Origin of the sequence: Aeromonas sp. HMWF015, from assembly GCF_963878965.1 — a bacterium.
Classification (GTDB): domain Bacteria; phylum Pseudomonadota; class Gammaproteobacteria; order Enterobacterales; family Aeromonadaceae; genus Aeromonas; species Aeromonas veronii.
In genome coordinates, this window is record NZ_CAWNZT010000188.1 from 1 (window position 1) to 22401 (window position 22401).

Annotated in this window: 21 protein-coding genes; 8 read left to right on the top strand and 13 right to left on the bottom strand. The window is 58.5% G+C overall.

All coding sequences use genetic code 11. The features are described from left to right. The coding region (pnp, locus tag AACS18_RS09825; protein WP_258228692.1) for a polyribonucleotide nucleotidyltransferase at positions 1–2095 on the top strand (2095 nt) is incomplete at its 5' end. Between the two features lie 98 nt (positions 2096–2193). On the opposite strand, the gene AACS18_RS09830 is transcribed toward pnp, so the two are convergent. The 11 genes from AACS18_RS09830 to AACS18_RS09880 all read right to left on the bottom strand — a co-directional run bounded on the left by AACS18_RS09830 (position 2194) and on the right by AACS18_RS09880 (position 14429). After that, a complete protein-coding gene (locus tag AACS18_RS09830; RefSeq protein ID WP_005338795.1) occupies positions 2194–3252 on the bottom strand; it encodes a protein-glutamate methylesterase/protein-glutamine glutaminase in 1059 nt (352 codons plus the stop codon). Beyond that, on the bottom strand, positions 3249–3740 hold the full coding sequence (cheD, locus tag AACS18_RS09835; protein WP_108612227.1) for a chemoreceptor glutamine deamidase CheD: 492 nt from the start codon (positions 3738–3740) through the stop codon (positions 3249–3251). Before cheD ends, AACS18_RS09830 begins: the two co-directional genes overlap by 4 nt. Before the next feature lie 3 nt (positions 3741–3743). Next, entirely contained in the window at positions 3744–4547 is an 804-nt protein-coding gene (locus tag AACS18_RS09840; protein WP_040068586.1) for a CheR family methyltransferase, read from the bottom strand. A gap of 57 nt (positions 4548–4604) precedes the next feature. Next, entirely contained in the window at positions 4605–6359 is a 1755-nt protein-coding gene (locus tag AACS18_RS09845; protein WP_108612228.1) for a methyl-accepting chemotaxis protein, read from the bottom strand. Positions 6360–6402: 43 nt separating this feature from the next. After that, positions 6403–6972, bottom strand: coding sequence for a chemotaxis protein CheW (locus tag AACS18_RS09850; RefSeq protein WP_108612229.1), 570 nt, complete (start codon positions 6970–6972; stop codon positions 6403–6405). 12 nt (positions 6973–6984) lie between these two features. Continuing rightward, positions 6985–8910 (bottom strand): HAMP domain-containing methyl-accepting chemotaxis protein, encoded by a 1926-nt coding sequence (locus tag AACS18_RS09855; protein ID WP_108612230.1) that lies wholly within the window; start codon positions 8908–8910, stop codon positions 6985–6987. Positions 8911–8920: 10 nt separating this feature from the next. Next, entirely contained in the window at positions 8921–11131 is a 2211-nt protein-coding gene (locus AACS18_RS09860; RefSeq protein WP_108612231.1) for a chemotaxis protein CheA, read from the bottom strand. A 22-nt stretch (positions 11132–11153) separates the two neighbouring features. Further along, positions 11154–11480, bottom strand: coding sequence for an STAS domain-containing protein (locus tag AACS18_RS09865; protein ID WP_005358513.1), 327 nt, complete (start codon positions 11478–11480; stop codon positions 11154–11156). Positions 11481–11493: 13 nt separating this feature from the next. Continuing rightward, positions 11494–11862 carry a response regulator gene (locus AACS18_RS09870; protein ID WP_005338778.1) on the bottom strand — a complete coding sequence of 123 codons (369 nt, stop codon included), beginning with the start codon at positions 11860–11862 and terminating at the stop codon, positions 11494–11496. Positions 11863–11871: 9 nt separating this feature from the next. Beyond that, positions 11872–13086, bottom strand: coding sequence for a methyl-accepting chemotaxis protein (locus tag AACS18_RS09875; RefSeq protein WP_021230363.1), 1215 nt, complete (start codon positions 13084–13086; stop codon positions 11872–11874). Positions 13087–13340: 254 nt separating this feature from the next. Beyond that, a complete protein-coding gene (locus AACS18_RS09880) occupies positions 13341–14429 on the bottom strand; it encodes a ketoacyl-ACP synthase III (RefSeq protein WP_108612232.1) in 1089 nt (362 codons plus the stop codon). Positions 14430–14655: 226 nt separating this feature from the next. Between AACS18_RS09880 and AACS18_RS09885 the strand changes: the two genes are divergently transcribed. The 3 genes from AACS18_RS09885 to AACS18_RS09895 all read left to right on the top strand — a co-directional run bounded on the left by AACS18_RS09885 (position 14656) and on the right by AACS18_RS09895 (position 18291). Further along, positions 14656–15597: a LysR family transcriptional regulator gene (locus AACS18_RS09885; protein WP_108612233.1), complete on the top strand. Its 942-nt coding sequence runs from the start codon at positions 14656–14658 to the stop codon at positions 15595–15597. Positions 15598–15725: 128 nt separating this feature from the next. Further along, on the top strand, positions 15726–16334 hold the full coding sequence (locus AACS18_RS09890; RefSeq protein ID WP_167564726.1) for a LysE family translocator: 609 nt from the start codon (positions 15726–15728) through the stop codon (positions 16332–16334). Positions 16335–16431: 97 nt separating this feature from the next. Further along, positions 16432–18291 (top strand): peptidase U32 family protein, encoded by a 1860-nt coding sequence (locus tag AACS18_RS09895; RefSeq protein WP_108612235.1) that lies wholly within the window; start codon positions 16432–16434, stop codon positions 18289–18291. Between the two features lie 86 nt (positions 18292–18377). Here AACS18_RS09895 and AACS18_RS09900 read toward each other — a convergent pair whose 3' ends face one another. Both AACS18_RS09900 and AACS18_RS09905 read right to left on the bottom strand, forming a co-directional pair. Beyond that, complete coding sequence (locus AACS18_RS09900; protein WP_108612236.1) at positions 18378–18851, bottom strand: methylated-DNA--[protein]-cysteine S-methyltransferase; 474 nt, start codon at positions 18849–18851, stop codon at positions 18378–18380. Beyond that, the gene (locus AACS18_RS09905) at positions 18848–20392 is read right to left on the bottom strand and encodes an AlkA N-terminal domain-containing protein (protein WP_108612242.1); all 1545 of its coding nucleotides are present in this window, start codon (positions 20390–20392) and stop codon (positions 18848–18850) included. The genes AACS18_RS09900 and AACS18_RS09905 overlap by 4 nt, the downstream gene beginning before the upstream one ends. Positions 20393–20790: 398 nt before the next feature. Here AACS18_RS09905 and AACS18_RS09910 point away from each other — a divergent pair, with 398 nt between their 5' ends. The 4 genes from AACS18_RS09910 to AACS18_RS09925 all read left to right on the top strand — a co-directional run. Then, positions 20791–21180, top strand: coding sequence for a type IV pilin protein (locus tag AACS18_RS09910; RefSeq protein WP_005358530.1), 390 nt, complete (start codon positions 20791–20793; stop codon positions 21178–21180). A gap of 1 nt (position 21181) precedes the next feature. Beyond that, the gene (locus AACS18_RS09915; RefSeq protein ID WP_108612237.1) at positions 21182–21601 is read left to right on the top strand and encodes a GspH/FimT family pseudopilin; all 420 of its coding nucleotides are present in this window, start codon (positions 21182–21184) and stop codon (positions 21599–21601) included. Further along, on the top strand, positions 21598–21990 hold the full coding sequence (locus tag AACS18_RS09920) for a type IV pilus modification PilV family protein (RefSeq protein WP_005358533.1): 393 nt from the start codon (positions 21598–21600) through the stop codon (positions 21988–21990). Before AACS18_RS09915 ends, AACS18_RS09920 begins: the two co-directional genes overlap by 4 nt. Beyond that, on the top strand, positions 21984–22401 hold a 418-nt coding region (locus tag AACS18_RS09925), incomplete at its 3' end, for a PilW family protein (protein WP_258228693.1). The genes AACS18_RS09920 and AACS18_RS09925, both read left to right, overlap by 7 nt.

Below are 22401 nucleotides of genomic sequence, written 5' to 3' on the forward strand. Positions count from 1 at the left end.
AACCGGTGTGATGGCCCGTCAAGCCACTGCGGCCGTTATGGTCAGCATGGACGATACCTGCGTATTTGTGACCGTAGTCGGCAAGAAAGAGGCCGATCACGGCCGTGATTTCTTCCCGCTGACCGTCAACTACCAGGAGCGTACCTATGCTGCTGGTCGTATCCCGGGTGGTTTCTTCCGTCGTGAAGGCCGTCCGAGCGAAGGCGAGACCCTCATCTCCCGTCTGATCGACCGTCCTATTCGTCCGCTGTTCCCGGAAGGCTTCCTCAATGAGGTTCAGGTCGTTGCGACCGTCATGTCCGTGAATCCGGCCGTATCCCCCGACATCGTTGCCATGATCGGTGCCTCTGCTGCACTGGCCATCTCCGGTATCCCGTTTGGTGGCCCGATCGGTGCTGCTCGCGTGGGTTACATGAACGGTCAGTATGTGCTGAACCCGACCACCACCGAACTGCCGCAGAGCGACCTGGATCTGGTGGTTGCCGGTACTGCCAACGCGGTACTGATGGTTGAGTCCGAAGCTGCCATCCTTTCCGAAGAAGTGATGCTGGGCGCAGTGGTATACGGTCACGAGCAGATGCAGACCGTGATCAATGCGATCAACGAGTTTGCCGCTGCCGTCGGCACCAAGCCGTGGGACTGGACTCCGCCTGCCGTCAACGAAGCGCTGAAAGCCAAGGTTGCCGAGCTGGCGAGCGCCGAACTGGGTGAAGCCTACCGCATCACCGAGAAGGCTGTTCGTTACGAAACCATCGCGGCCATCAAGGGTCGTGTGGTTGAGCAAGTTATCGCTTCCGGCGTGGAAGAAGATGCCAAGAAGATCGGCGAAGAGTTCCACAGCCTGGAAAGCCGCATCGTACGTGGTCGCGTAGTACGTGGTGAGCCGCGTATCGATGGTCGCGATCCGGAAATGATCCGCGCCCTGAGCGTAGGTACCGGCATTCTGCCCCGTGCCCACGGTTCTGCCCTGTTCACCCGTGGTGAAACTCAGGCCATCGTGGTCGCCACTCTGGGTACCGAGCGTGACGCCCAGAACATCGACGAGCTGACCGGCAACCGTGCCGATCGCTTCATGCTGCACTACAACTTCCCGCCATACTGTGTCGGTGAGACCGGCATGATGGGTAGCCCGAAGCGTCGTGAAATCGGTCACGGCCGTCTGGCCAAGCGCGGCGTTGCTGCCGTGATGCCGAGCGCCGCCGAGTTCCCGTACGTGGTGCGCGTGGTCTCCGAAATTACCGAATCCAACGGTTCCTCCTCCATGGCGTCTGTCTGTGGTTCCTCTCTGGCGCTGATGGATGCCGGTGTGCCGATCAAGGCCTCCGTTGCCGGTATCGCCATGGGTCTGGTGAAGGAAGAAGAAGGTTTCGTCGTGCTGTCCGACATTCTGGGTGACGAAGATCACCTGGGCGACATGGACTTCAAAGTAGCCGGTACCACCGAAGGTGTGACCGCGCTGCAGATGGACATCAAGATCGAAGGCATCACCAAAGAGATCATGGAGATTGCGCTGAAGCAAGCTCGTGGCGCTCGTCTGCACATCCTGAAAGTGATGGATGAAGCTATCCAGGCTCCCCGTGCCCAGATCTCCGATTTCGCACCGCGTATCCACACCATCAAGATCAATCCTGAGAAGATCAAGGATGTGATCGGTAAGGGTGGTTCCGTGATCCGTGCGCTGACCGAAGAGACCGGCACCAACATCGAGCTGGATGATGACGGTACTGTACGTATCTCCGCCGTGGCCAACGAAGCCGCCATGGAAGCGATCCGTCGCATCGAGGCCATCACCGCCGAGATCGAAGTGAACCGCATCTATGAAGGTAAAGTTGTCCGTCTGGCCGATTTCGGTGCATTCGTCAACATTCTGCCGGGCAAAGATGGTCTGGTACACATCTCCCAGATCACCGACGCTCGCGTGCAGAACGTGGCTGACCACCTGACCATCGGTGACGTAGTCAAGGTGAAGGTACTGGAAGTGGACCGTCAGGGCCGCGTACGTCTCTCCATCAAGGAAGCGAATGCCCCGACCGAAGCAGCTGCACCTGCTGCTGACGCCGCTCCGGCCGCTGAAGAAGCGCCTGCTGCAGAGTAATCTGCTCGCCTGATACCGGATTGGTTCCGGTTGATGTAAAAAGTCCGGCTCCCCTTGGGGAGCCGGACTTTTTTATGGGCAAAACGCGCGATAAGGGATTACTTGCCGAGGATGGCGTATTGCATCTCTTGCAAGGGGAGCACATGGCGGGCGGCTCCCAGCTTGATCGCCTCTTTGGGCATGCCGAAGACCACGCAGGAGGCCTCATCCTGGGCATAGGTGTTGGCACCCGCATCCAGCATCTCGCGCAATCCCCGGGCTCCGTCATCCCCCATGCCGGTCATGATGATGCCGGTGGCATTCTTGCCGGCATATTTGGCGACGGAGCGAAACAGCACATCTACCGAGGGGCGATGGCGATTGATAAGCGGCCCGTCGACTACCTCGACGTGATAGTAGGCACCGCTGCGTTTGAGCAGCATATGCTTGCCGCCGGGGGCAATCAGCGCCAACCCCGGTATCACCCTGTCATTGTTCCTCGCCTCCCGTACTTCTATCTGGCAGACCCCGTTCAGGCGTTCGGCAAACATGGCGGTAAATTTTTCCGGCATGTGCTGCACGATGACAATGCCGGGGCTGACCCGGGGCAAGGCAGTCAGCACGGCTTCCAGCGCCTGGGTGCCGCCGGTCGAGGTGCCGATGGCGATGAGCCGCTCGGTGGTTTGTGCCATGGCGTGCTGGTTGGGCGCCAGCATGGCATCCGCGTTGAGTTTGGTGCTGACTGGTACAGAGGAGGGCTTACCCACGCGCTTGAGATTGGCCTGGGCCGCAGCACGTACTGCCATGGCCAGGTCGTGGGCAGATTCTTGCAGAAAGCTTTTTATCCCCATGGTCGGCTTGGTGATGATGTCCACCGCGCCGGCAGCCATTGCCTGCAGGGTGGTCTCGGCCCCCTTTTCTGTGAGGGAGGAGCAGATCACCACCGGGGTTGGATGCTCTGCCATGATCTTGGTGAGAAAGGTGATGCCATCCATACGGGGCATCTCCACGTCGAGCACGATGACGTCAGGCCACTCTTTCTTCAGTTTTTCCTGCGCAAACAGGGGATCCGATGCTGTGGCGATCACCCGGATATCAGGCTCCTGCTCCAGCACCGCTTGCAATACCTGTCTGACCACGGCGGAATCATCCACCAGCATGACCCGGATCTGCTTCATTCTCGCGACTCCCGTTGATGTGGCAGACGATGATGGCGGAGCCAGACACTGCCGTTGCTGAGCTCAAAGAGCAAGCTTCGGTGGCCGCTATGGCCAAGATGATGAGCCTTGATATCAAGGCCAAGGTGTCGGGTCAGCTGCCAGGCTGCCTGAATATTTTTGGCGGCGACATTGTTGTCGATCTGTGCGTATTGAGGCTCGGTAAACATGTTGCCACCCCCGAACAACTTGGCCTCATATTCATGGATGGGGGCGGGATAGTGGCTGGCCGCTTGCAGCAGCAAGGCGAGGGCCTCGTCGGCATAGCGCCCATCCAGCTTGGCAGAGGGATTGCGCCGACTTGGCAGCATGTAGTGACACATTCCTCCCTGTTTCTGCTCCGGATGCCACAAGGTGATGGCAATACAGGAGCCCAGTACGGTTCTGACCACCACATCTTCCTTGCCAAAGAAGAGATCTCCCGGTTGCAGGATCACCTCCCGTGCCATGACTTATCTCTTCTGATAGATGGAAGGAGAGACAAGCTGCAGGCCGTGGTGCAGGCCATGCAGGCTCTCGGCGTGGCTCACCAGCAGGTAGCCACCGGGTTTGAGTCTGGGTACCAGCCGCTGCAATACTTGCCCTTTGGTCTCCTTGTTGAAGTAGATCATCACGTTTCTGATGAAGATGACGTCAAACATGCCGATGTCCGGCAGATCCTGATTGAGGTTGATCTGCATGAACTGCACCTTGTCCCGCAACTTGCGATCGATGATGAAGATACCCTCCTGCAGGCCCACACCCTTGAGGCAATATTTCATCAAAAAGGGTAGTGGAATATTTTGCGCCCGCTCGATGGGGTAGCGACCGCTCATCGCCTGTTCCAGCACCCGGGACGAGATATCGGAGGCCAGGATCTCCCAGTTGAAGGTGCTGCGTTTTTCCGCGAGGGTCATGGCCAGACTGTAGGGCTCCTCGCCGGATGAGCTGGCAGCGCTCCAGACCCGCAGTGGTTGCTCGGGCGGGAGCGCTGAGACTATCTCCCGCGTCAGAAACTCGAAGTGTTTGGGCTCCCTGAAAAAGTAGGTTTCGTTGGTGGTAAGGAGATCAAGCGCCAGCTGCAGTTCGCTGCTGCGATCGTTCATGATGAGCTGGAAATAGTCGTCATAACTATCCAGCTCATAGTGGCAGAGCCGTTTCGCCAGGCGGCTGGCCACCAGCGCCTTCTTGGCTGGAGACAGCTCTATCCCCGCCGTTTGATGAAGCCAGCGTTGGAAACGGGAGAACTCATCATCATGCAGCTGGGTTTGATACAAAAAACAGTCCCTCTACCTGTGTTGTCGGAGATGGGAGAGGCAACGCCTCTCCCGTGACTAGAACCGGACAAAATCGCCATCGCCGATGGGGCGTTGGACTGTGGCGGCTCGTTCCCGACTGTTGGCAGTGCTCTCGTTCATAAAGCGACCTCGGGTATTGGGGTGAAGATGCGAGGTGGCTGCTTTACCTTCTTTGGCGTGGGCCTCCAGGGTAAAGAACTCCATGGCCAGTTGCAGCTGTTCAGCCTGGCTGCTCATCTCTTCTGCTGTGGCAGCCAGCTCTTCGCTGCAAGAAGCGTTCTGCTGGGTAACCTGACTCAGCTGGTTCATGGCCTGGTTGATCTGGCTGACACCTGTGGATTGCTCAACCGAAGCGGCACTGATCTCCTGCACCAGATCCGAGGTCTTGTTGATGGAAGGAACCATCTGATCCAGCAAACGACCTGCTTTTTCCGCCATCTCGACACTGCTGGAGGCCAGCTCGCCAATCTCCTGTGCAGCCACCTGGCTGCGTTCGGCCAGCTTGCGCACCTCCGCCGCCACTACGGCAAAGCCTTTGCCGTGATCGCCAGCCCGCGCCGCTTCGATAGCCGCGTTGAGTGCCAGCAGATTGGTCTGGTAGGCGATGTCATCGATGATGCCAATCCGTCTGGCGATCTGTTTCATGGCATCCACAGTCAGCTTGACCGCTTCTCCTCCCTCTACGGCCTCTTTGGCTGCCTTGCTGGCCATGCCATCGGTGACCTGGGCATTGTCGGTATTCTGGTTGATGCTGGCGCTCATCTGTTCGATGGAGGCGCTGGTCTCCTCCATGCTGGAGGCCTGTTCACTGCTGGATTGGCTGATCGACTGGGCGGTCGCGCTTACCTGCTCGGCGGCACTGGAGAGGTTGTCAGAGGCGCCGCGCACTTCGGTGACGATGTTGGTGAGCGAAGCGATAGTCTTGTTGAGCGCATCCTTGGTGGTGCCAAACACACCGGGGTAGTCCGCCTCAATCTGTTGAGTCAGATCACCTTTTGCCAGACATTGCACGACCCGGATGACGTCGTTGAGGGTGCTATCGATCACTTCGGCAATCTGGTTGATCCCTTCTCCCATCGCCTGAAAGAAGCCGCTCTTGCCAGCAAGTTCCATCCTGCGGTGCAGCTCGCCATTGATCACGGCCTGCACAATGTCGGACATCTCTTTCTCTATCATTACCTCCTTGGTTCTGTCGGCCCATTCGACCACGGATCCCAACCGTTCTCCGGTATCGTTGAAGACCGGATTGGCGATCAGGGAGAAGGTGCGCCCCCCCAGCTGTATCTGGGTGCGGTAGGTGCTGTTGAGTTTGGCCAGCATGGCGCGCTGATGGCCGGGATTTTTATGAAAGCTGTCGATGTTGGCGCCCATCAGCTGATTGGCGTTGAAGCTGTAGAGCTCTTTCTTGATGTCGGTCTCAGCCTGATTGAGCATGCCGGTCACAGCCTCGTTCATATAGATAATGTCGAGGTTGGTATCGGCAATCATCACGTTGGTGCTGGCGCAGTCGAGGGCTTTGCGAACCAGCTGGTTCTCATGGAGCAACACCTGGTTCTTTTTAATGTCGTTGCGGCTCTGCTCCAGCTTGTCACTGAGCAAGGTGACCACCTCGTTGATGGCATGTCCTACTTCACGCAAGGGGCTATCCATACCGGAAAGATCGAGTGGTGCTGGAACCTGCTCTGCCAGGACTGTGTGTTGCAGCTGGCCGATTGCGTCGAGTAACTGGGTCCGCTGCCTCACTTCGGTGGCATTGTCTCCGAAGAGTTTTCCTAAGAGTGATTGGGTCATGAGCGTTTCCTTATGCTGCATGTCGTGGAGTATGGAGGCCTGTTCAGGAGGGTTGCAGGTTGCCTTGTGGCAACCTTGCCTGTGGCTGGGCCAGTTCGTTGAGTTGAGCCATCTCATCGAGTGACAACACTTTCCCGGTATCGATGAGGATGACGAATTTGCCGTTGACCTTGCCCATGCCGCTGATGAAATCGGCCCGGATGCGGGCACCAAAACTGGGTGGGGGCTCGATATCTGCTTGTGGGATACCCAGTACTTCCGATACAGAATCCACCACAACGCCAATATCCTGACCTACAGGTTCATCGCCCTGCGGGGCCATCCCCTCAATAATGACGATGCAACTGCGGCGAGTGATGACCGAAGGTGCATTGCCAAAGCGGGCATTCAAGTCTACGACCGACACTACCGCTCCTCTGAGGTTGATTACGCCACGAATAAAACCCGGCATCATCGGAACCGGAGTGATATTGCCGTATTCGATGATCTCTTTGACCCCCAGAATATTGATGGCGAACATCTCGTTGTTGATCAGAAATGTCAGGTACTGGGCATCGCCACTGCTCTCGTCAGCGGCCGCTGTTGGCACCGTGATGTCGGTGGATGTATGCATGGTCGCCTCCGGTTAAAAGCGGACAAAATCCGCGTCATCAATGGAATTGGATGATGGTTGACTGGGCTGACTGGCCCGTTGTGGGGGGGCGATGAAACTGCCTCTGGGAGGCATGCCCTTGTGGCCGGTTTCATGGGACCTGGTGTTGAGCTGCACACTTTTCTCCAGAGCAAAAAAGGCCATGGTTTGCTGCAGTTCGCTGGCTTGTGAACTCATCTCTTCGGCCGTGGCTGCTAGCTCCTCGCTGCTGGCTGCATTCTGCTGTGTCACCTGATTAAGCTGGTTCATGGCCAGACTGATCTGGTTGGCTGCACTGGCCTGTTCGCCTGAGGCGGCATTGATCTCTTGTACCAGGTCAGAGGTCTTGCGAATGGAGGGGACGATCCTCTCCAGCAGGTTGCCAGCCCGCTCTGCCTTGCTGACGCTGTCGGAGGAGAGCTCGCCAATCTCTTGTGCTGCGATCTGGCTGCGCTCTGCCAGTTTTCTCACCTCGGCAGCAACCACCGCGAAGCCTTTGCCATGCTCTCCGGCGCGAGCCGCCTCGATGGCGGCGTTGAGGGCAAGCAGGTTGGTCTGGTAGGCAATGTCGTCGATGATGCTGACTTTCTTGGCGATTTGCTGCATGGCGGTCACCGTCTGTTGAACGGATTGGCCCCCTTCGGTGGCCTCCAACACCGAGTTGCTGGCCATGCTGTCGGTGATCTTGGCGTTCTCGGTGTTCTGATTGATGCTGGCGCTCATCTGCTCGATAGAGGCGCTGGTCTCTTCAACGCTGGCCGCTTGCTCGCTGGTGGCCTGGCTCAATGCCTGCGCAGTGTTGCTCACCTGATTGGAGGCATTGGTCAGGTTGTCGGCGGCGTTGCGTACCTCTTCGATGATATTGGTCAGCGCAGTGATGGTCCGGTTTAGGCCGTCTTTGGTCTGGCCAAAAATTCCTGGATAGGGCTCATCGATCCGTTGGGTCAGATCCCCCTTGGAGAGCGCGGTGGCAATGCGCATCACATCTTCCAGGCTGGTATCTGTCACATGGGAGAGGCGATTCAGCAGCTCGGATACCCGCTTGATATATCCTTGACGATCCTCCAGCGCAATCTTGTGGCTGAAGTCGCCCTGTTCGACAGCTGCGGTGACCAAGGTCTCGATATCCGTGATCAAGGCTCCCAGTTTCTTGACCATGTTATCCATCGCCATCAAGAGCTGACCCGCTTCATCGTTGGACTCTATCCGGATCGATACATCCAGATTGCCATCGGCCAGACTATTGGCCACGCGCAGAGCCTGTTCGATGGGGGTGATGATGCTTTTGATAAGCAGGGTGCCAAACCAGGCTGCGAGTGCGATGCCGACCGCGATAACCACCGCCATGGTTATCAGCATCACGTCATACCAGGATTGCGCTGCGGTATATTCCGACTTGGCCACATTGAGCTGCAGGTTGACCAGCTCGGTGATTTTGTTGCCTATCGGGTCGATGGAGCCATAGAGCGCACCGTCAAAATTGTTCAGCATGCCAGCAATCATGCCGTGCTGGGTGGCGAGGTATTTCTCCAGCTTGCCAATATCGGAATCGGCCGTGTTGAACAGGGTGTTAGCCTCTGCAGACAAGCGCTGTTCTTCCGGTGTGAGGGTGGTGGACTGGTAGTGATGCCACTCGTTTTTGATTGTCTGCTGGGCCTGTTGTATCTGCTTCAAAGCCTCTTCTGCCGGGATCAGCCCCGCATTGGCTTTGTTGAGGTTGTCGATGATCGAGACTGCATAGCTGTCGGAGATGGTCTTCAGCTGCTTGAGGGGAACCACCCTGTCGTTGTAAACGCGCTGCAACCCGGTATTGCTGCTCTGCATGTTGTATAACCCGAAGCTGCCAACGGCCAGCAACAGTAGGCAGAGCATGCAGAGCAGTACAATAAGACGCAATTTGATGGTGGAATTTTTTAACATGATGGTCCCCTCAGTTGATGCTGGATTGAGGCAGGTTGCGTGACACTGTCAACCTGTTGAGCTGACAGGATTCCTGAGTGATTGCGTGCTGGATCAGCGAAGGAATGTCGAGGATCAGGGCGACCTCTCCCCCCCCCAGAATGGTTGAACCACTGATGCCCTGCAGGCGCTGGAATAATTTCCCCAACGGTTTGATGACGGTCTGGAATTCTCCCAACAGTTCATCCACCACCAGTCCGGATTTTTTGCCTGCATGGCTGACCACGACAATGTTCTCGCGCCTCCCTTTGCTGCCATTGGTATCGAAGTAGTGTTGCAGGCGGATAAAGGGCAGCACCTCGCCACGCAAATTGATGTAATTGCGACCCTGGGTATCGGCCAGTGCACTCTGGGTCAATTCAACGCACTCGATCACCATATCGAGGGGAATGACATAGTGGGTGTCGCAGACTCGCACCAGGAAGCCGTCGATGATGGCAAGGGTAAGCGGTAGGCGGATCTGCACACGGGTTCCTTTCCCCGGGATGCTGTCCAGATCGACGGTGCCGCGCAGGGCCGTTATGTTGCGTTTGACGACATCCATGCCCACCCCGCGACCGGAGAGGTTGGTTATCGCCTCGGCGGTAGAGAACCCCGGCTCGAAGATCAGGTTGTATATCTCCTGATCTGTCAGCGTGGTGGTTGGGCTGATCAGACCGCGCTCGATGGCTTTTTGCTGGATCCTGGCTTTGTTGAGACCTGCGCCGTCATCCCGAATTTCGATGACGATACTGTTGGAGTCGTGATAGGCATTGAGATTCAGGGTGCCACGGGGGGATTTGCCTGCCAGCAGCCGTTGCTCTGCCGATTCGATGCCGTGATCCATCGAGTTTCTGACCAGATGCATCAGTGGATCGCCGATCTTCTCTACCACCGACTTGTCCAGTTCAGTCTCGGCTCCGGAGATTACCAGAGTGATATCCTTGTTCAGTTCCTGACTGACATCGCGCACCACCCGCTGGAAGCGGTTGAAGGTATCGCCGATAGGCACCATTCGTAGGCGCAGTGCACTGTCGCGGATCTCTTCCACCAGCATGGCAATGACCGAGGTGGCTTCCTGCAGCTGGCTTTCGCGGGTGCGTTGGGCCAGCAGATTGGCTCCTGAACTGGCGACTACCAACTCCCCGACCAGATTGATCAGATCGTCCAGCTTGTCGGCATGCACCCTGACGTAACGGCCCTCTTTGCTCTTGCTCTCCTTGGTCTGGTTCTGTTTTTTCAGGGCTGCATCGACGACGGCTTCGTTTACGGCACCCTGCGCAATCAGGATCTCCCCTAGTTTGGGCGCTTGTTCTGCCGGGGTCGCTTGTTGTGCCTGCAGACCGCTTGCTAACTCCTCTGCAGTCAGGGCGCCGGTGTTGACCAGCAACTGCCCAAGCATGGTGCTATCTTCCGGTAGCGACTCGATCAGGTTGATGAACTCGGCGATCTTGCTGTGGGGCGGCAAGATGGTGATCTGACAGTCATCTCTGACAAATTCAAAGACATCGCTGATGGCCGTCTTGTCTGCCTGCGAGTCGAAGTCTATCTCGTAGCCGAGGTAGCAATTCTCCGGATCGAACTGTTCCCAATCCGGTAGTGCCTGATGGATGGTCTCCACTGAACATATGGTTCCGAGGGTGCCGAGATAGCGCAGAAATGCGGCCGGATCCATGCCATTACGCAGCACATCGGGGCCAAAACGCAGGGAGATATGCCACAGGGAGGCGGAGCTGGTAATTCCTCCCTCTTTTTCGATCTTGGGTTCCGGCATATGCACAGTATCTGGCAGCGTGGCATGGGGGACGCACTGATGACGGGTGAGAGCGAGCCTTAGCCGTTCATCCTGGTTGGCATCGCCATCGCTTAACGTGCTGCCCTGTTCTGCAACGACACTGATGAGCGTCTGGATGTGGTCACAGCTCTCCAGCAGATCCTTGATCAGAGGAGAGGTGACGGTGAGCTGCTGATTGCGGATCTGGTCTAGCAGATCCTCGACGATATGGGTAAACCCGACGATGGGTTGCAGACCAAACAGGCCAGCCGACCCCTTGATGGTATGAGCTGCACGGAAGATGGCACCAATCAGCTCGCTATTGTCAGGGTCAGATTCCAGTGATAGAAGGGCTGACTCCATCTCTTCAAGCAACTCGCGTGCCTCGGCGATATAGGTTTGTAAAGCCTGATCAAGATCGATGCTCACGGTGACTCCTTGTCATGGTGGCTCAGGGCCGTTCGCCATGGGTGATGAGGGTGGGGTCGCCAAAAAAGGCCGAGAGCTGGCAGAGCTCCAGCAGTTCAAGCACAACATGGCTGTGCCAGACCAGCGCGAGGGAGGAGCCCTGCTGCAGAGCGGTCTTCTTCGCTGCCAGCAGCAGTTGCAGCCCGGCGCTGTCTATCTCGGATACCGCCGCCAGATTCAGCTCCAGTTCGTTCCCCTGATGCAACAAGGGTGAGAGAGCATCTTTCAGCTCGCTGACTGTATAAATGGTGATCTCGTCCGGCATGGTCACCACTACCTTGTTGTCGAGTAGCTCACTCTGTAGTTGCATGATGTGCTCCGGATCACGGCATGATGAGCTTGGCGACTGCGGCCAGCATCTGTTCGGGCTGGAAGGGTTTGACCACCCAGGCCTTGGCTCCTGCAGCTTGTCCCTCCTGCTTCTTGCTGTCCTGAGACTCGGTGGTCAGCATGATGACAGGGGTAAATTTGTAGTTGGCCAGCTTTTTGGCCTCTTTGACGAAGGTGATGCCATCCATGTTCGGCATATTGACGTCACTGATGATCAGGTTGATCTTCTTGCCATCTAGTTTGTTGAGCGCATCTTTGCCGTCAGAGGCTTCCATGACCTCATAACCGGCGCCCTTGAGGGTCATGCCCACGACTTGGCGAATAGTTGCCGAGTCATCCACGATCAGGATCGTTTTGCCCATATCTCTCTCCTAGAAAAATGTGATGTCGGCGCTGCTTGGTTGCGCGTTTACAGAACGGGTGGTGCGACCATGGTGAATATTGCGCTGTTCGTCGGTGGCGTATGAGAGCTCCATCTCTGCCAGCCAGCGATTGGCATCGATCTGGATTGGCCCTGTCGCATTGCTGCTCTGCTCCGAAGCAACCAGATGGCTGGAGAGGCTCTCCATGTTTTGTCTGACGTGGCTGAGGATCTGGCTGACCCTGTCTTGAAATTGCAGCGAGACAATGACGCTGGAAATTTCGCGATGGATATCGGTGCTCTCGTTTTGCAGCAGGGAGGCGGATTCCGCCAGGCTGTCAGTGGCATGGCGAAAACGGGCCAGCACCTGTTCGATTGTCTGCTCCGAGTTGAGCGCCGAGGCGTGATCCCGTGCGGCAGCATTTTCGGCAATCTGGAAGGCGCGACCGATAGCAGTATTGATGGTATCTACCTTGTCGGTCATCTTCTGGGCGGTTTCGCTGGAGAGGCGGGATAGGTTGCGCACTTCATCAGCGACCACAGCAAAGCCACGGCCTGCTTCCCCTGCACGAGCCGCTTCAATGGCGGCGTTGAGGGCCAGCAGGTTGGTCTGGGAGGCGATTTTGGCCACATCCATGGCCATGGTGTTGAGCTCTATGGTGTAGGTGGTCAGGCTTTTTATCTCACCCAGCATGGCGTCCCGATTGGCCTGGGCGGAATGCAGGATGGCAACCACTTCATTGAGCTGCTGCTGGCTCTCGCTCAAGACTCCTGCCATGCCACGGGAATTGGCATCACCCAATTCTCCGGCTGCCAGATGAGAAGCATTGACTGCTTCTTCCAGCTTGTTGGCCAAGCCGCTGAAGCGTTGAGTCAGGTCAATCATCGCGGCTTCGGTTTGTTGACGAGAGCTTTCAATTTGCTGGGACCAGATGGGGAGTGCCTTCTCGCACACCTGTTCGAGCCCGATGATGGAGTGGGCGAGAGGATCGGTTGCGACGGTTTGTTCCTCTCCTGCACGATGTCGGAGTGTGTGCTGGTGGAAGTGACTCGATGTCCAGAGCGCGGCGGCAATACCAACCAGCACATTGAGCAGCAGGTAGAGAGGTGACAGCGCATCGGCTAGCTGCAGCAACAGGCAGCTCAGCAGAGCAAGACCGATGCAGCAAATCCAGCAAACCGGTTCCCAAAGCGGTGTGTTCACGCCACTTTTGTGTTGTGCCATACGTAGCTTATCCCTGTGCAATTATTTGGTAAGAGGTAAAGGCGCAGGACCGAAACAGTCATGGTGCCCCTTGACGCTCTTTTCTTTATTTATAGTTGGCACAATAAGGTTAGCGGAAAAAAATTAATTGGCTGCAAATCGGAGTTGTTTGTATCAGCGATTGCCGTATCAAGCGGCTTGCGAGGTGGGGGGGCAGAGCTAGGTGGGGATGAAAAGGAGAGAAGGAGCCTGAGGATTCAGGCTCCTGATGAGGATCACGCCTCGTTGGCGTGAGCCTTCTGGCAACCTTCCACGGCGTGGGTAATCAGTTCCAGCGCGCTCTTGTCACACGGGGGCAGTTCGGCATCGCACGCCTTGATAGGGGTGACGCGATCGCCCCACTTGATGATGGCGGCCCCCCAGGTCAGGCCGGCACCGAAAGCGGCGGTCAGCAGATAGGAGTTCGGTTTGACGCGGCCCTGCTCCAGCGCTTCGCACAGGGCGATGGGTACAGTGGCGGCGGAGGTGTTGCCGTAATTTTCGATGTTGACCATCACCTTCTCCATCGGCGCATTCATCCGCTTGGCGAGGGTCTCGATGATGCGGATATTGGCCTGGTGCGGCACGATCAGGTCGACCTGCTCCGGCGCAATACCGGCCTGCGCCAGCACAGTGCTGGTGGCTTCCCCCATGCCGCGCACGGCGCGTTTGAAGATCTCCGGCCCTTCGAAGTTGAAGGTGAACAGCCCATCGATATCGGCAAAACGCACCCGATCGGTACCGAAGTTCGGTACATGCAGGATCTCCCGGGCTTCGCTGTCGCAGCCCAGCTTGTTGGCGATCAGGCCACACTCCTGCTCGCTTGCCTCGATCACCACGGCACCGGCACCATCGCCAAACAGCACGGCGGTATCGCGGCGCGCCCAGTCCAGCAGGTAGGTGAGGCGCTCGGCACCAATCACCAGCACCTTCTTCATCATGCCGGTCTGCACCAGCGAGGTGGCGACGGAGAGGGAATAGACGAAACCAGTGCAGGCAGCGTTGAGATCAAACACGGCGGCATTGACGGCGCCCAGCTTCTTCTGCACCGCAGAGGCGGCACTTGGCAGCAGGTTGTCTGGGGTGGCGGTGGCCAGGATGATGCCATCGAGATCGCTCGCTTCCAGACCTGCGCAGGCCAGTGCACGGCGACCGGCCAGGGTGGCGAGATCCGAGGTGCTGACATGGGAGATCCGGCGGGCCTTGATGCCGGTGCGCGGATAGATCCACTCGTCTGACGTATCCATGATGGTGCTGAGGTCATCGTTGGTCAGCACGGAGGGAGGCAGGCATTTGCCCCAGCCGGTGATATTGGCGTATTTCATCTTGTTACCGCTTCTCAAAGTGGATCGCCCGCGGGCGGAAAATCGTGCAATTATGCCGTACGAGACAACCACTGTCATCTTGTGGTCATGGTTATGTGCGGGGGGAGCCGCTGTGCCATCTGGTCGCAAAGGGCCGCAACGTGCTGAACATGGCAGGAAATTTTGCTTAAAACGCGGGACTCCTCTGCCCTAAGATAGGCATTTCGCCACCGATGAGGGGATCTTCTTGCTCAGAGCCAATCTCAACTTGTTGCCGACCCTCAAGGTGTTGCTGGAGACCCGCAATATCAGCCGCGCCGCCGAGCTGCTGCACCTGAGCCAGCCCTCCATCAGCAAGCAGCTTGCCCAGTTGCGCAGCGAGTTTGATGACGAGTTGCTGGTGCGGGAGGGGCAACGCTGGCTGCTGACGCCACGGGCTGCAGCGCTGGCAGCCCAGCTGGCGGATTCTCTCGGTGCGCTGGAACGGCTCTACGAGGCGCCCGGTTTTGACCCGAGCCGTTGCGAGCGGGTATTTCGGCTCGCCTCCTCCGATTATGTGGCCCAGCATATCCTGCCCGATATCTGTGCCGCGCTAGCGAAAGAGGCGCCGTTGGCGGCGCTGGAGTACAGCCTGTGGGACAAGCGTCAGCTGCCGCAGTTGTGGCAGTCCGAGCTGGATCTGGTCTCTACCATCACCGAGCTGGTTCCGGAGCAGATCCGTGGCCTGCATCAGGGGGAAGATCGGCTGGCGGTGCTGATGGGACGTCACCATCCGCTGGCAGGCAAGACGCTTAATCTCGATGACTATCTGGCCTGGCCTCACCTGCAGGTGAGCGGCGGTGGTGACAAGGACAGCCCGGTGGAGCAGGTATTGGCGCCGCAGGGACTGAGTCGGCGCTGGTTTGCCCGAGTACCCTTCTTTCAGGCGGCAGTGGAGGTGTTGCTGCGCACCGATTGCCTGATGACCACCCCGGCTCATATTGCCTGGCAACTCTCCTGCGGTCATGGGCTCACCTTTGTCGACTTGCCGTTTGCTACCCGCGACCAGCAGTATTATCTGCTGTGGCATCAGCGCCACCATCAGGATCCGGCCCACCGCTGGTTTCGCGAGCTGGCCTACCCCTTCCTGCGGGATCACCTGCAACGCACCGTCGGCGAGAGTCACAAGCTGCTCGATCTTGGCGGTTAGCCCCAGTCAGTTGTGTGGCGCTATAGCCATGGGTTATGGGTTCTATTCATAACTTTCACTACTGGCATAATGGCTCAGCCCGTACCCTGAATGCAGGTCATCATATCGAGCATATAAAGAGGAAATGCATGGAACTGACGAGTTGGCTGGCACTGGCCGCAATCTGCGTGATGGGGGCCATCAGCCCGGGGCCGAGTCTGGCGCTGATCATCCGCAACACGGTGCAGGGCGGACAGGGGCACGGCGTTGCCACCGCACTCGGTCATGGCCTCGGGGTTGGTATCTATGCGCTGGTTACCGCGCTTGGCCTCTCCATCCTGATCACCCAGACCCCTATCCTGTTTGATCTTATCCGCTACGGCGGTGCTGCGTTTCTTGCTTGGCTGGGGGTAAAAGCCCTGCTGGCAAAACCAGTCAGTGGTGAAGCGAGTGAAGAGGTGCACCAGCTGCGTGGCCGGCAAGGAGCCTTTGAAGGTTTTATGGTGGCCTTCCTCAATCCCCAGCTGGCGGTCTTCTTCATCGCCCTGTTCAGCCAGTTTGTGCGGGCCGATACCGGCTGGAGCGAAGGGGGCATCATGATGCTCACCGCTGGCGGGATCGACGCAGTCTGGTACGTGCTGGTGGCGCTGGTGCTCTCGCGCGGGCCTGTGCTGGCGTGGCTTAAAGCCAAATCCTTTGTGATCGATAAGGTGAGCGGCTTGGTGCTGCTGGGGCTGGCACTCAAGGTGGTTATCTAATCCTGCATTTTGCGGATACCTTAAGCGGGATCAAGGCACGGGGGTGGTGAATGGGCTAGAGTAGCGCCCATTTGCTGTCCGCCCTGATCCCGAGACCATGCACCAGAACAAGCACCCGTTAAGCCATAACAACCGGTTGGAGCTGCTGGCTCCGGCCAAGAACCTCGCCTACGGCATCGAAGCCATCAACCATGGTGCCGATGCCGTCTACGTGGGCGGCCCTGCCTTTGGCGCCCGCAGCGCGGCGGGCAACTCCATCGAGGATATCGAAGCGCTGGCGCGCCACGCCCATCGCTTCGGCGCCCAGGTCTTTGTCGCCTTCAACACCCTGCTTCACGATCACGAGCTGGAACAGGCCCGGCGCCTGACCCACCAAATTTATGAAGCCGGTGCCGATGCGCTCATCGTGCAGGATATGGGACTGCTGGCGCTGGATTTGCCTCCCATCGCGCTCCATGCCAGTACCCAGACCGATAACCGCACGCCGGAGAAGGTGAAGTTTCTGCAGGATGTGGGTTTCTCTCAGGTGGTGCTGGCGCGCGAATTGTCTCTTGCGCAGATCCGTGAGATCAGTGCAGCGACCAATGTGCAGCTGGAGTTCTTTATCCACGGCGCGCTCTGCGTCTCCTACAGTGGCCAGTGCAATATCAGCCATGCCCGTACCGGCCGCAGCGCCAACCGTGGCGAGTGTGCCCAGCTCTGCCGTCTGCCCTGTTCGCTGCAAAAGCCGGATGGCGAAGTGCTGGTGGCCGACAGCCACCTGCTGTCACTCAAGGATATGGATCAGACCGACAACCTGGAGGCCTTGATCGAGGCGGGGATCCGCTCCTTCAAGATTGAAGGGCGACTCAAGGGGCTCGATTACGTCAAAAACGTCACCGCCTGGTATCGCCAGAAGCTGGACGCCATTCTGGATAGCCGTTCCGATCTGGTGGCTGCCTCTGCGGGTCGTTGCAGCTACAGCTTCACGCCTGACCCCAAGAAGAGTTTCAACCGCGGCAGCACCGATTACTTCCTCCATGGCCGTCATCAAGGGATCGACTCAACCAAGAGCCCGAAATATGTGGGGGAACCGCTGGGGCGGGTCACCAAGGTGACCCGTGACGGCATCGAGATCGACGGCAAGCAGGTCAGCCTTAACAACGGCGATGGTCTGGGCTTCTTCAAGCCGAATAACGAGCTGGTGGGAATGCGCCTCAACAAGGTCGAAGGTAAGCAGTTACTCCTGTCAGAACGCATGCCGGGGCTGAAGGTGGGGACAGAAATCTACCGCAACCACGATCAGGCGTTCAGCAAGATGCTAGAGAAGACGAGCGCGGATCGCCGCATCCGGGTCGATATGGTGCTGGCTGAGTGCGATGAGGGCGTGATCCTCACGCTCACCGACGAGCAAGGCATTAATGCCGCAGTTACCCTGCCTTGCGACAAACAGCCTGCCGACAATCCGGATCGGGCGTTGCAACAGGCGCGGGATCAGCTTGGTAAACTCGGCAATACCCTGTTTATGGCGCGCAAGATTGAGTTGGCATTCACTCACCCGCTATTTATCGCCGCATCACAGCTCAACGGTCTGCGTCGGGAGGGCATCGCTGTGCTCGAGGCGGCGCGGGTGGCCAGCTACCAGCGCCCCGAGCGACGCATTGCCCTGCGGGATATCAACTATCCCCAGCACCGTCTCTCCTACCTTGGCAATGTGCTGAACAGCGCGGCCGAGCAGTTCTTCCGCGAACACGGGGTGGAGCGGATTGCTCCCGCCTATGAGGCGAACAAGGAGGAGCGGGAAGTGGTGCTGATGATCACCAAGCATTGCATCCGCTACAGCCAGAACCTCTGCCCGAACGAGGTACCCGGTCTCAAGGCCGAGCCGCTGGCGCTCAAGATGGGGAAAGACACCTTCCGCCTGCGTTTTGACTGCAACCGCTGCGAAATGCAGGTGATGGGGAGCCTGAAACGCTGATCAAACAGCCCCTTTCTCCGTCCGGAAAAGGGGCAACTTTTTATCGCAGGTTCTCTGTCCACCCTCCTTTAATTGCCAACCTCCCTTTAATTGCCCCTCTCCAGCGCCAGCAGCGCCTTTTTAATCTCCAATCCCCCCGCATAGCCGGTCAGGCTGCCGTTTTGGCCGATCACCCGATGGCAGGGAACGATGATCGAGAGGGGATTGCGGCCATTCGCCGCACCCACTGCCCGCACCGCATTCGGTTTGCCGATGGCGCGGGCAATATCGCTGTAGCTGCGGGTCTCGCCATAGGGGATGTCACACAGCGCTTGCCATACCGCTTGTTGAAAGGCGGTGCCACGGGCGGCAATGGGCAGGGAGAACCGCTGCAAGCGACCGGAAAAATAGGCGTCAAACTCGGCGAGGAAGGGGGCCAGCGCCGTGTGGTCTTGCAGCCAGCCACTCATATCGGGCAGTGCCCGCAGGCCCGCCACAAAGTCCACATGCACCAGACCACGTTCATTGATGGCGACCAGCAGATCGCCACAGCGGGTCGGCAGGATATTGTAGCGGATCATGGGGTTATCTCCTGTTGTTGGTTATCTGGCTGTTTTTCGTTACCGGTGGAATGGAGCAGCAAATTGGGCGCTTCACTCATGGCGTGCCACAGCCAGCTGGCCGCATAGCTGCGCCACGGTTGCCATGCTGCGCTTTGCGCCAACACCTCCTTCACCGGCAGCTTGACGCCACCTCCGAGCGCTTTTTGCAGCACCAGATCGGAGGCGGGGAAAGCATCAGGATCCAGAGCGCAGCGCAGCCGCCAGTACGAGACCGTCCAGGGGCCTATGCCCGGTAGCGCCAGCAACTGCTCATCACTGGCTGTCGTGAGGGTCAGCTCACCGCTGGCCAGTGCCTGCGCCACTCCCCGCAGGGTGCGAATGCGGCTGCCGGGCATGCCGATGCCGTCGAGATCGAGTTCGCACAACTGGGCGGGCGTCGGCAGCTGCGCCATCCCGCATTGCGCCTCGGTGCGAGCCACCAGTCGCCCGAGCAGGGTGATGGCCCCCTTGACCGACACCTGCTGGCCAACGATGGCGCGCAGCATCACCTCGTACTCGTCCCAGCCACCCGGCAGCCGCACGCCGGGCCAGCACGCTTGCAGACGGGCGAGCAGCGGATCCTGACCGAGCCGATCGCCGATCCGCAGCATGTCGGCATCGAGATCCCACATCCGGCGCACCCGATACAGCAGATCAGGCAGTGCCGCGAGCGGCAGATCATGGACCGTGAGTTGCAGGCTGTGCCCCTTGCCCTGCGCGATGCGCACCAGCGTGACCTGATCGCCGACCCGGTAGCGCCGCTCATATACCTCACCATCCACCCGCTCCAGCCCCGGGATCGCCCGCAGCCGGTAGAACGCCAGCATGGCCGCCACGTCATACGGGGGGCGATAGGGCAGTTGCAGCGTCAGGGTTGCGCCGTGCGGATCCGGGTGCATCTGGTCTGGTGCGTCATCGTGTGCCTCTTGTTGGCGCAGGGTGCGAGGGGCCAGCCCGTAGGCGTTGAGCCAGGCGTCGTTGAAACGGCGAATGCTCGCAAAGCCAGCGACAAACGCGATGTCGGTGATGGGTAGCCCGGTTTCGGTCAGCAGCCTTTTTGCGAGCAGCAGGCGGCGCGTCTGCTCCACCTGTTTTGGTGAGGCGCCGAGATGTTGCTCGAACTGGCGGCGCAGGGTGCGTTCGCTTATCCCTGCCTCAGTGGCCAGTTTGGCGAGCGTGCCTTCCGCCAACTCGCCGCGATCAATGCGTGCCAGCAGACGTGCCAGTTCAACCGGCAGATCGCCACGGGCGGCGGGGGCCAGCTCCGGGCGGCAGCGCAGGCAGGGTCGCAGCCCATACTGCTCGGCGGCAGCGGCGCTTTGGAAGTAGCGCACGTTGTGCTCGTGGGGTGGCCGTGCCGGGCAGACCGGCCGGCAGTAGATGCCGGTCGAGAGCACGCCGGTAAAAAAACGGCCATCAAAGCGGGCATCGCGGGCGAGCCGTGCGGCGTGACACTGTTCGCGGCTGAGGGTGTTGATCACCTCATCCGGTGACGGCTCTGGGCTGGGCTTTGCATTCATGGTGTTGGCGGCTTTGCTGGAATAGATGGCAAGAGAGTAAGGGGGCTCGGGGGCCATGACTAGCCAGAAACGGACAGGGATAGCAAAAATTGGCGAAAGGTTTTTTTACTCTTTCGTTGCACGGTTGGGTTTCACTCTTCGCTCCGTTGTTGTCCATGTATCGCGGCTCGACAGAAGGGGGCATAACGGATGTCGATTGGCCTGGCTTTATTTGCTTAGCGAGATTAGTGGCGGCGAAAACTGCTTAAAAATTAATAACAGATCACATAACTATCTTTTTTACATTGAGTGTGGCGATTTTGTGTTGTTCAATCGAGTCAGTTAATTTTTGATGATAATTAAGTCATCGCATTTGCGGCCCAGGGCCGACCAATAACAACACTTGCCAAGGATGATAAGTGAACGACTGTAAGGCATGGCCCCATTGCTGGGGGTTTAGTCTGATCGAGTTGTTGATCGCCATGACGGTTGTCAGCATTCTCGCGGCCATCGCATTGCCTGCGTATCAGGGTTATCTGCAACAGGGACGTCGTTACGAAGCGCAGCAGCAATTGCTGGAGCAGGCGCTCGCCCTCGAACGTATCTATACCCAACAGGGCCGTTATCCCGACACGTTTGCCACCCCGTCCAACACGGATTTCTACCAGTTCAGCTACAGCCAGCAAGATGCTGGCGACTACCTGCTCAAAGCCATTCCAACGACGCGACAACAGGATGAGTGCGGCACTTTGACCCTCGATCAGACCGGTTATCGCGCGGCCAATCGCCATGACTGCTGGGGATCATAGGATGAATGTGCGCGGATTTACCCTGATTGAGTTGATGATCACGGTCGGCATCGCCGCCATCTTGCTATTGGTCGGGTTGCCCTCCATGAGTCAGCGCCTCGCGGCCGAACGGCTCGATCGCAGTGCGACCGAACTCGCGTCTGCCTATCGCTTTGCCCGCAGCGAAGCGGTCAAGCTGACCCTGCCGGTGGTGCTGCAGGGCACCGAGAACGGTGGCTGGGAGGTGATGGCCGACAGCCAGCGGTTGCGTCAGGCATCGGCTCCCGGTGGCGGCGTGGTGATCAAGCCGTTTGACCCCATCCAGATCGCGCCAACCGGCAGCAGCAGCCACGCCGAGATCACTCTGGCCAATCGCCTCGGTGAGCAGCGGGTGCTCTGCGTGGCACCAAGCGGCCAGCTGCTGCAAGGGAGCTGCTCATGAGACACGCCGCACTTGCCCGCCAGCAGGGCTTCAATCTGGTGGAGATCATGGTCTCCATGGTGTTGGCGGTGATGGTGTTTCTCGGTCTCGCCAAGGGGCAGGTGGTCTCGTTGCAGCAGGCGCACTACAGCTTGCAGAGCACGCTGGCCACGATCGAGGCGAGCAACAGCGTGGAGCAGATCTGGAGTTCGCTGTGCGAAGTGCAGCGCAAGCCCGAGCGGTTCACCCAGGCCGATTTTCTTGCCCGCTTCACCCTGCAGGATGGCCACCGGCTGGTGCTGCCGAACCGTTATAGCGACAACTTTGTGGTCGCTATCGAGTGGCAGGATGAGCGGGTCTCCGGCGCCAAGCGGGTGGAGCTGAACGCAGGATTTCCGCCTTTATGCTGAGCGTCCACTCCCGGCAACGAGGTGTCAGTCTTGTCGAGCTGATGATCTCCATGGTGCTCGGTTTGATGCTGATGCTGGCGATTTTTGCCGGTTACGCCCCGATCAAGAGCACGGTCGAGCAGAGCAAGGCGCTGGAGCAGGCGAACGAAGTGTTGCGCTTTGCCACTCTCACCTTTACCAACAGCATCAAGCAGGCGGATCAGCTGATAGCCGTGACCCCTGATCGCCTGACGCTTGCCTTCAAGGTAGAGGGGGGCAGTCAGGTGCTCTCCTGCCTTGGCAACCAGAAAACCGCCGATTTTACCGAGCAGTACCGCTTCACGCCGCCGGTACTCAGTTGCGATGACGGAGATGGCCCGCGCCTGTTGCTGGCCCATCTTCAGGATCTTGAATTCGGCCAGCAGGGTGCAC

Excerpts from the sequence above, each read along its gene's own strand:
- AACS18_RS09830 (WP_005338795.1), bottom strand. The coding sequence starts at position 3,252 with ATGAAGCAGATCCGGGTCATGCTGGTGGATGATTCCGCCGTGGTCAGA.
- cheD (WP_108612227.1), bottom strand. The coding sequence starts at position 3,740 with ATGGCACGGGAGGTGATCCTGCAACCGGGAGATCTCTTCTTTGGCAAG.
- AACS18_RS09845 (WP_108612228.1), bottom strand. The coding sequence starts at position 6,359 with ATGACCCAATCACTCTTAGGAAAACTCTTCGGAGACAATGCCACCGAA.
- AACS18_RS09850 (WP_108612229.1), bottom strand. The coding sequence starts at position 6,972 with ATGCATACATCCACCGACATCACGGTGCCAACAGCGGCCGCTGACGAG.
- AACS18_RS09855 (WP_108612230.1), bottom strand. The coding sequence starts at position 8,910 with ATGTTAAAAAATTCCACCATCAAATTGCGTCTTATTGTACTGCTCTGC.
- AACS18_RS09865 (WP_005358513.1), bottom strand. The coding sequence starts at position 11,480 with ATGCAACTACAGAGTGAGCTACTCGACAACAAGGTAGTGGTGACCATG.
- AACS18_RS09870 (WP_005338778.1), bottom strand. The coding sequence starts at position 11,862 with ATGGGCAAAACGATCCTGATCGTGGATGACTCGGCAACTATTCGCCAA.
- AACS18_RS09875 (WP_021230363.1), bottom strand. The coding sequence starts at position 13,086 with ATGGCACAACACAAAAGTGGCGTGAACACACCGCTTTGGGAACCGGTT.
- AACS18_RS09880 (WP_108612232.1), bottom strand. The coding sequence starts at position 14,429 with ATGAAATACGCCAATATCACCGGCTGGGGCAAATGCCTGCCTCCCTCC.
- AACS18_RS09890 (WP_167564726.1), top strand. The coding sequence starts at position 15,726 with ATGGAACTGACGAGTTGGCTGGCACTGGCCGCAATCTGCGTGATGGGG.
- AACS18_RS09895 (WP_108612235.1), top strand. The coding sequence starts at position 16,432 with ATGCACCAGAACAAGCACCCGTTAAGCCATAACAACCGGTTGGAGCTG.
- AACS18_RS09900 (WP_108612236.1), bottom strand. The coding sequence starts at position 18,851 with ATGATCCGCTACAATATCCTGCCGACCCGCTGTGGCGATCTGCTGGTC.
- AACS18_RS09905 (WP_108612242.1), bottom strand. The coding sequence starts at position 20,392 with ATGAATGCAAAGCCCAGCCCAGAGCCGTCACCGGATGAGGTGATCAAC.
- AACS18_RS09915 (WP_108612237.1), top strand. The coding sequence starts at position 21,182 with ATGAATGTGCGCGGATTTACCCTGATTGAGTTGATGATCACGGTCGGC.
- AACS18_RS09920 (WP_005358533.1), top strand. The coding sequence starts at position 21,598 with ATGAGACACGCCGCACTTGCCCGCCAGCAGGGCTTCAATCTGGTGGAG.